This window comes from Actinoalloteichus spitiensis RMV-1378 (assembly GCF_000239155.1).
In the GTDB taxonomy this organism is placed as follows: domain Bacteria; phylum Actinomycetota; class Actinomycetes; order Mycobacteriales; family Pseudonocardiaceae; genus Actinoalloteichus_B; species Actinoalloteichus_B spitiensis.
On record NZ_AGVX02000695.1, the window covers coordinates 1 to 8,016 of the forward strand.

General features: G+C 72.2%; 8 protein-coding genes. 1 reads left to right on the forward strand and 7 read right to left on the reverse strand.

Going from position 1 to position 8,016, the window contains the following annotated elements; genetic code table 11:
- Window positions 1-198, reverse strand: a 198-nt coding sequence (locus ACTIDRAF_RS34645) for a hypothetical protein (protein WP_039789314.1), incomplete at its 3' end; no start/stop codon positions are given.
- Window positions 199-425: 227 nt separating this feature from the next.
- On the opposite strand from ACTIDRAF_RS34645, the gene ACTIDRAF_RS0224075 reads away from it, so the two are divergent.
- Window positions 426-2,009 (forward strand): Na+/H+ antiporter, encoded by a 1,584-nt coding sequence (locus ACTIDRAF_RS0224075; protein WP_016701240.1) that lies wholly within the window; start codon window positions 426-428, stop codon window positions 2,007-2,009.
- 262 nt (window positions 2,010-2,271) lie between these two features.
- Here ACTIDRAF_RS0224075 and ACTIDRAF_RS30970 read toward each other — a convergent pair whose 3' ends face one another.
- The 6 genes from ACTIDRAF_RS30970 to gap all read right to left on the reverse strand — a co-directional run bounded on the left by ACTIDRAF_RS30970 (window position 2,272) and on the right by gap (window position 7,719).
- The gene (locus ACTIDRAF_RS30970) at window positions 2,272-3,156 is read right to left on the reverse strand and encodes an alpha/beta fold hydrolase (protein WP_016701241.1); all 885 of its coding nucleotides are present in this window, start codon (window positions 3,154-3,156) and stop codon (window positions 2,272-2,274) included.
- A 657-nt stretch (window positions 3,157-3,813) separates the two neighbouring features.
- Window positions 3,814-4,155 carry an RNA polymerase-binding protein RbpA gene (locus ACTIDRAF_RS0224085; RefSeq protein ID WP_016701242.1) on the reverse strand — a complete coding sequence of 114 codons (342 nt, stop codon included), beginning with the start codon at window positions 4,153-4,155 and terminating at the stop codon, window positions 3,814-3,816.
- 121 nt (window positions 4,156-4,276) lie between these two features.
- A complete protein-coding gene (gene secG, locus ACTIDRAF_RS0224090; RefSeq protein ID WP_016701243.1) occupies window positions 4,277-4,510 on the reverse strand; it encodes a preprotein translocase subunit SecG in 234 nt (77 codons plus the stop codon).
- A 91-nt stretch (window positions 4,511-4,601) separates the two neighbouring features.
- Complete coding sequence (tpiA, locus tag ACTIDRAF_RS0224095) at window positions 4,602-5,390, reverse strand: triose-phosphate isomerase (RefSeq protein WP_016701244.1); 789 nt, start codon at window positions 5,388-5,390, stop codon at window positions 4,602-4,604.
- Between the two features lie 6 nt (window positions 5,391-5,396).
- Window positions 5,397-6,674: a phosphoglycerate kinase gene (locus ACTIDRAF_RS0224100; protein WP_016701245.1), complete on the reverse strand. Its 1,278-nt coding sequence runs from the start codon at window positions 6,672-6,674 to the stop codon at window positions 5,397-5,399.
- 37 nt (window positions 6,675-6,711) lie between these two features.
- A complete protein-coding gene (gap, locus tag ACTIDRAF_RS0224105) occupies window positions 6,712-7,719 on the reverse strand; it encodes a type I glyceraldehyde-3-phosphate dehydrogenase (protein WP_016701246.1) in 1,008 nt (335 codons plus the stop codon).
- Window positions 7,720-8,016 lie beyond the last annotated feature (297 nt).

Genomic DNA, 8,016 nt, shown 5'->3' on the forward strand with positions numbered 1-8,016 from the left:
GGTCGCCTCGCGCGGGCCGACCGCCGGTCGGCCTCCCTCTCGGGACAGGCGCACGACCGCGCGGCGGGCCGGCGGGACGACGGGGAGCTCGTCGCGCCCGGTCGGGTCGCGGCGCCGCCCGCACCGCCACGCCCGCTGGCGGCCGCACCGCCGCCAGGTCCGTTCCGGCACGCGGACGCCGGGGTTCACGGCCGTCATGCCCGTTCCCCCGGCTGCACCCACCACCTCCGGCAGGGGTGGGGCATCGCCAGCGCCAGCGGTGGGTGATCACAAGCTCCCCGTGCGTCGACCCGGCCTGGCTGGCCGGCCGCCCCGAGGACGGCGCCCGGTACCGGCCCGGGCGGCCCCACCGGGGTGCCGGAGTGGCGGCCGAGGCGACGCGGCTTCACCGGGTGGGAGCCCCGCCCGGCTGCGATGCTGGGCCGATGGGTGTGCTGCTGCTGGTCATCGCCCTGATGCTCGGTGCGGTGCTGCTCGTCGGCGTCGGTGACCGTCTCCGGCTGCCGTGGCCGGCGCTGATGCTGCTCCTCGGGCTCGCCGTCGCCGTGATCCCCGGTCTTCCGGACCGGTTCGACCTCGACCCGGACCTCATCCTGCCGCTCTTCCTGCCACCGCTGCTGTTCGCCGCCGCCCAACGCACCTCCTGGGCGGTGTTCCGGACGCGGTGGCGCAGCATCGTCACACTGGCCATCGGCCTCGTGGTGGCGACGACGATCGCCGTCGCCGGCACGCTGGCGCTGCTGCTGCCGGGCGTGGCCGTCGCGAGCGCGATCGCGCTCGGCGCGATGGTCGCCCCACCGGACCCGGTGGCGGTGGAGTCCGTCGCCAGCCGGGTCCGCATCCCCCGGCGGTTGCTGGCGGTGCTCCAGAGCGAAGGGCTGTTCAACGACGCGGCCGCGCTGGTGATCTTCCAGACCGCGATCGCGGCGTCGGTGCGGGAACGGGACCTCGACGTGGGCGAGCTGGCGCTGCGCTTCCTCCTGAGCGCGGTGGCCGCGGTCGGGGTCGGCCTCGTCGTGGCCTGGGTCGCGCGCAGCTTCCTGACCCGGATCACCGACAGCACGGGCAGCGCCGCGCTCACCCTGGTGCTCCCCTTCGCCGTGTACCTCGGCGCGGAGGAACTGGGGGCGTCCGGGGTGATCGCCGTGGTCGTCCTCGCTCTCCAGCTCCGCAGCCACAGCGACGTCGACGAGGCGGACGAGCGCCTCACCCAGCGCTCGTTCTGGAACGTGGTGGAGCTGCTGGTCACCGGGCTGGCCTTCGGCCTGATCGGGCTGGACATGCGGCAGGTGGTGACCGAGGCCGGCAGTGAACTGGGCGCGATGCTGGCGCACGCGGCAGTGGTGTGCGCGGTGGTCGTCACGCTGCGCCTCCTGTGGTTCCTCGGGGCGTGGCTGGTGCTCCGACGATCGCGGGACGCGTCGTCGGCGCCGAGGACGACGGCGGAGGCCGTGGTGATGACCTGGTGCGGGATGCGCGGGTTGGCGACACTCGCGTTGGCGCTGTCGGTGCCCTCCACCACCGAGGACGGGTCCCCCTTCCCCGGGGGCGCGGAGCTGACGGTGATCGCCTGCGCCGTTCTGGTGGTCACCCTGCTGTTCGCGGGGCTGACGCTGCCGTTGGTGGTGCGGTTGCTCGGGGTGTCCTCGGACGCCAGCGCCGAGGAGGCCGAGGAACGGGCGGTGGCGCGCCGCGCGCACCGGGCGGCGCTGCGCCAGATCACGGAGTGGGAGGAACGGGCGGAGCTGTCCGACCAGGTCAGCGCGCTGCTGCGGAAGCGGGCCAGCCGGTTGGAGGCGAAGCTGTGCGGTGACCCGGAGGACGAGGAACAGCGGGAACGCATGGCGGCGTTGCGCCGGAAACGGGACGTGCTCCGCGACATCGAGGCGACGGTGCTGGCCGCGGCGCGTGCCGAGGTGCTGGCGGCCCGGCAGGAACCGGGAGTCGATCCGGCGGCGGCCGACCGGGTGCTGCGCCGGTTGGACCTGAGGACCCTGCTGCTGGACTAGGCGACCGGCGATCCCACCGTTTCCGGCGAGAAGGCTCGCCACCCGCGTCGGCCGAGCCCACGGCCCCGCCCCGGGTGGGTTCGCCGCCGCTCGCCCCCCACCCCCTGCCGGGGAGGCGCTCGGTCCGGCCGTCCGGAGCCGGCCCTTCGCTCCACCGCCCGGTGGTCCGCCTCGTGCCACGGTATGTCGGTGCGTCGAGGTCCGGACAGGCAGGCCGCCTCGCGCGCCGGGTGGCGGCCGCTCCGCGAGGTGACCGGTCGGGTCAGAGCCGGGCGGCGCCGAAGTACTCCACCGGGGTGCAGCAGGGCAGGGCGTCCACCGGTTCACCGGACAGGAAGGTCAGCACCACCTCCACGAACTCGACCGGACGTTCGAGGTAGACGAGGTGGTCGGAGTCCCGCACGGTGGTGAACAGGGCGTCGGGGCAGTCCTTGGCGACCTCTCGGCAGAGTTCGGGCGTGGTGAAGGCGTCGTGCTCCCCCGTCATCACCAGGATCGGCGACGTCGGGGGGCTGGTGGAGCGGTCCCAGCGGTAGGCCAGCAACCGCTCGGTGTTGTGCACGTACTTCTCGGCGGCGTCCTCGCCGAGCTGCCGCAGCTGCCTGCCGAGCAGGCGGCGCAGCACGTCGCGCTTGCGCACCACGACGCGGGGGTCCTGGCACAGCAGGAGCTCGATCACCCGCTCGGCGAAGGTGTCCCGGTCGCCCGACCTGAGCAGCCGGACGGTGTCCTCCACGTCAGTCCGAGCCCGTTCCGGCAGCTCGGTCATCGTGCCCACCAGCACCAACCTGTCCACGAGGCCGGGGAACCGCTGGGCGAGGCGGTAGGCGATCCCGCTGCCGTAGGAGCCGGCCCCGACGTTGACCCGGGGCAGGCCCGAGCTCACCAGCAGGTGGTGCAGCGCCTCGCACAGGAAGTCCACCCCGTACTGCCGGGGCAGTGGGTCCGCCGATCCCCAGCCCGGCAGGTCGACCGTGACGACCGAGGTGCGACGCAGGAACTCCCGCTCGTGCCGAGCCCAGGAGTGCTTGTCCTGGAACGCCCCGCCCAGCAGCACGAGAGGGGCAAGGCTCGGGTTCTCCGCCTCGACGATCCGGATCTCGCAGGTGAAACCACGGAAGTCGAAGGCTTGGCTGTGCTCTGGCACGACGGTGATCCTCTGGCTCGCACGGATTCGGGATCGCCGGCCGTTCCCTGACCCTCCCAGCGGACGTCACCTCGGCACACGGGTTGGCGGGACACGGGGACGCGTCGTCGCGGACCACGGACAGCGCCGGGAACAAGCCGGCAGCGTAGTCATCGGACGTCACGGAGCCCCGCCGAATCCACCCCGGACCGTTTGACCCGAACGTGTGAGGGAAAAGATCAACAGGACGCGCTATATGCCGGGATTTTCGGATTCCTTCCGCAGTGTTCACCCACCCGCCGGAGTTACCACCGCCGTGAGTGGACACTCGACCCCGGGACGTGCGGCCCACCGTCGCCGCCGTCGCCGGAGGGGAGGACGAGCACGCGCGCCGCCCTCGCCGACCGGTCAGCACCCGGGACGGGCGGATCAGCCCACGACGGAGCGGGGCGGCCCCGGGGGACGCGACGCGCCCCCGGCAGGGGAGCCGGCCACCGGGCGGTCGCCCGTGCCCACGCGCGGTCGGAACCCGCGCACGCGAAGGAGCCGCGCACCTCCACGCACGACAACGGCCCGGCACGTCATCACGTGCCGGGCCGTCGACTGGTCCCGGAACACCGTTCACCGGCGCAGCCGGCTCCGGTCACCCACCGTCCCCCACGGCGACAGCAGGGTCGCTCAGCGTCCCCGCTGCTGCCGCAGCCGGGACAGGGCCTCGTCGAGGATGGCCCTGCCGTCGGCCTCGCTACGCCGTTCCTTCACGTACGCGAGGTGGGTCTTGTACGGCTCGGTCCTCGGCGGGTCCGGCGGCCGCTCCTCGTTGCGGCCGGCGGGGAAACCACAGCGCGGGCAGTCCCACATCTCCGGAACCTCCGCCTCCACCGCGAAGGAGGGACGTGATTCGTGCCCGTTCGCGCACCAGTAGGAGATGCGCCGACGCGGGGCGGACTCGCCACGCTCGGACTCCCCCATCGGCCCAGCACCGACCCGCGTGCCGCGGATCGCGTTACCACCTGCCATCGGCCCTCAACACCCCTGCGATCCTCGATCGTCGCCACTCACGACCCGGCGGGGCCCCGCTGGCCCCGCCGGTCACGACGTCCCGCCGTCACGACGTGGCGTGGACGCCACGTCATACCAATTACTCCACCTTGAGCAGCAATCCCACCGCGACGATGCAAATCACCCAGATAGCCGTAACGAACAGGGTGATCCTGGTCAGGTTCTTCTCCGCGACGCTCGACCCGGAGAGGCTGGACTGCATCCCGCCCCCGAAGAGGGAGGACAGCCCCCCACCGCGCCCCTTGTGCAGCAGAACCAACATCACCAGCGCCAGGCTGGAGATCACCAGTGTGATTTGCAGGAAGAACTTCATCTCATCCTCGCAGTACGGCGGTAGGCATCACAGGGTACCCGGCAGTCAATCACGCGGCGGAATCGACCGGAAGGCCACACCGGTGGCGTGATCAGGGCAGCGGGCCCCCCGCGGCGAGGGCGGACAGCTTGGCGAACTCGTCCCCGTCGAGGCTGGCGCCGCCGACGAGGGCGCCGTCCACGTCCCGCTGTTCGATCAGTTCGCCGATGTTGCCCGACTTCACCGAGCCGCCGTAGAGCACCCGCACCTGACCGGCGACCTCGTCGCCGTACTTCGTGGCCAGCGCGGACCTGATGGCGGCGCACACCTCCTGGGCGTCGGCCGGCGTGGCGACGCGGCCAGTGCCGATCGCCCACACCGGCTCGTAGGCCACCACGACGTCGGCCACCTGCTCGGCGCGGAGGCCCTTGAGCCCGGCCACCAGCTGGGCGGTGGTGTGCTCGACGTGGCCGCCGGCCTCCCGCACCTCCAGCGGCTCCCCGACGCAGAGGATCGGCCGCAGGCCGTGCTTGAGGGCCGCGCGCACCTTCCGGTTGACCAGGTCGTCGTCCTCGGCGTGGTACTCACGGCGCTCGGAGTGCCCGACCACGACGTAGGTGCACCCCAGCTTCGCCAGCATCGCCCCGGAGACGTCACCGGTGTAGGCGCCCGAGTCGTGCGGCGACAGGTCCTGGGCGCCGTACTTCAACCGCAGCTTGTCCCCATCCACGAGGGTCTGCACGCTGCGGAGGTCGGTGAACGGCGGGAGCACCGCCACCTCGACCTTCTCGAAGTACTTCTCCGGCAGGGCGAAGGCCACCTTCTGGGTGAGGCCGATGGCCTCGAGGTGGTTGCGGTTCATCTTCCAGTTGCCCGCGATCAGCGGCTTCCTGGCTGCCATCTGGTGTCAGTCCTCCAGAACCTCGACGCCGGGAATGGCCTTGCCCTCCAGGAACTCCAGGGAGGCGCCGCCGCCCGTGGAGATGTGGGAGAACCCGTCCTCGGGCAGGCCGAGCGCGCGCACCGCCGCGGCGGAGTCACCCCCGCCGACCACGGTGAACGCGGAGCTGCCCACCAACGCCTCCGCGACCGCCCTGGTGCCGCCCGAGAACGCCTCGAACTCGAAGACACCGGTCGGACCGTTCCAGAAGACCGTGGCGGCGTCGGCCAGTTTGGCGGCGAACAGCTCCCGGGTCCTCGGGCCGATGTCCAGGCCCTGCCGGTCGGCGGGGATCGCGTCCGCGTCCACCACCTGGTACTCGGCGTCCGCCCCGAACTCCTTGGCCGCCAGCACGTCGACCGGCAGCACGAGCTCGACGCCCCGTTCCTCCGCCTCGGCGAGGAAACCGCGCACCCGGTCGAGCTGGTCCTCCTGGAGCAGCGACTGCCCTACCTCGTAGCCCTTGGCCTTGAGGAAGGTGTAGGCCATGCCACCGCCGATGAGCAGCCGGTCGACCCTGGTGAGCAGGTTGGCGATGACCCCGAGCTTGTCGGAGACCTTGGCGCCCCCGAGCACCACCACGTAGGGCCGGGCGGTGTCGGTGGTCAGGCGGCGGAGCACCGAGAGCTCGGAGAGCACCAGGCCGCCGGCGTAGTGCGGGAGCAGCCGGGCCACGTCGTAGACCGAGGCCTGCTTGCGGTGCACGACCCCGAAGCCGTCCGAGACGAACGCGCCGTCCTCACCGACGAGCTCGGCGAGTTCCTCGGCCAGCGCGCCGCGCTCCGCCTCGTCCTTGCTGGTTTCCCGGCTGTCGAACCGCACGTTCTGCAGCAGGGCGACCTGGCCGTCGGCGAGGCCGGCGACGGTCTCGCGGGCCGAGGGCCCGGTCACGTCGTCGGCGAGCGCGACGGGGGCGCCCAGCAGCTCGCCGAGCCGGCTGGCCACCGGGGCCAGCGAGAACCTGTCCTCCGGCGTCCCCTTGGGCCGGCCGAGGTGCGCGGCCACCACCACCCGGGCGCCGGCCTCGGCCAGCGCCCGGATCGTCGGCAGCGAGGCCCGCACCCGGCCGTCGTCGGTGATCCTCCCGCCCGGGAGGTCCGGGGTGGGAGTTCCGTCCAGCGGCACGTTGAGGTCGGCCCGAACCAGGACCCGCCGACCGGCGACCCCGGTCGTGAGGAGGTCGTCCAGCGTCGCGACGGCCGGTCGGCCGTCCTCGCCGGTCGCCGACCCAGTGTTCGTCACCATGAGGTTGTCCTTCCCACCCCTCGCTCGCGGGCGCCGGTCAGGCCAGCTTCGAGCCGACCAGGGCGGTCAGGTCAACCAGGCGGTTGGAGTAGCCCCACTCGTTGTCGTACCAGCCGACGACCTTGACCTGGTTGCCGATGACCTTGGTCAGCGGGGCGTCGTAGATGCAGGAGGCCGGGTCGGTGACGATGTCGGTCGAGACGATCGGGTCCTCGCTGTAGCGGAGGACGCCGGCCAGCGGACCGTCGGCGGCGGCCCGGAACGCGGCGTTGACCTCGTCGACGGAGGTCTCCCGGCCCACCGTCACCGTCAGGTCGGTCGCGGAGCCGGTCGGCACCGGGACGCGCACGGCGTAGCCGTCGAGCTTGCCGTTGAGCTCCGGGAGCACCAGGCCGATCGCCTTGGCCGCGCCGGTGCTGGTGGGGACCAGGTTGACGGCGGCCGCGCGGGCGCGACGCAGGTCCTTGTGCGGCGCGTCCTGGAGGTTCTGGTCCTGGGTGTAGGCGTGGATGGTGGTCATCAGGCCCTGCTCCACGGTGAAGGTGTCGTGCAGGACCTTCGCCAGCGGCGCGAGGCAGTTGGTGGTGCAGGAGGCGTTGGAGATGACGCTCTGCGAACCGTCGTACTTGTCGTCGTTGGCTCCGAGGACGACCGTCAGGTCCTCACCCTTGGCCGGGGCCGAGATGATGACCTTCTTCGCGCCACCCTCGTCGATGTGCTTCCTGGCGTCGTCGGCCTTGGTGAAGAAGCCGGTGGACTCCACGACCACGTCGACGCCCAGGTCCTTCCACGGCAGCTTGCCGGGGTCGCGCTCGGCGAGGGCCTTGATGGTGGTGTCGCCCACCTTGATTCCCTCGTCGGTGACGCTGACCTCCTCGCTCAGCCTGCCGAGGACGCTGTCGTACTTGAGGAGGTGGGCCATGGTCGCCACGTCGCCGAGGTCGTTGAAGGCGACGATCTCGATGTCCTGGCCGCTGGCCTGGGCGGCGCGCCAGAAGTTGCGCCCGATGCGCCCGAAACCGTTGACACCTACGCGAACCGTCACGGTACGTCTCCTCGCTACTCGGACCGGCGCAGCCCTTCGCCGCACTGGCCGGTGGGCATGATGAAGGTTGGCCACGTTGCCGTGCGCCACCCTAGCGCCCGACAGCCGACCAAGGTCACATGGACCGGTGTTCGACTTGATCGAACCAGTCCACCGTAACCGGCGCGATTGCCGGCGCGCCGACCCGGTGTCCGGCCCGCCTCGGTGGCTCCCGGGTACGCCGTGAGCCGGAGGGTGGAGACACGTTTCCCGGGACGAGAACCGGTCCGGCGGCCGCCGCCCTCTCCCGGGGGCGCC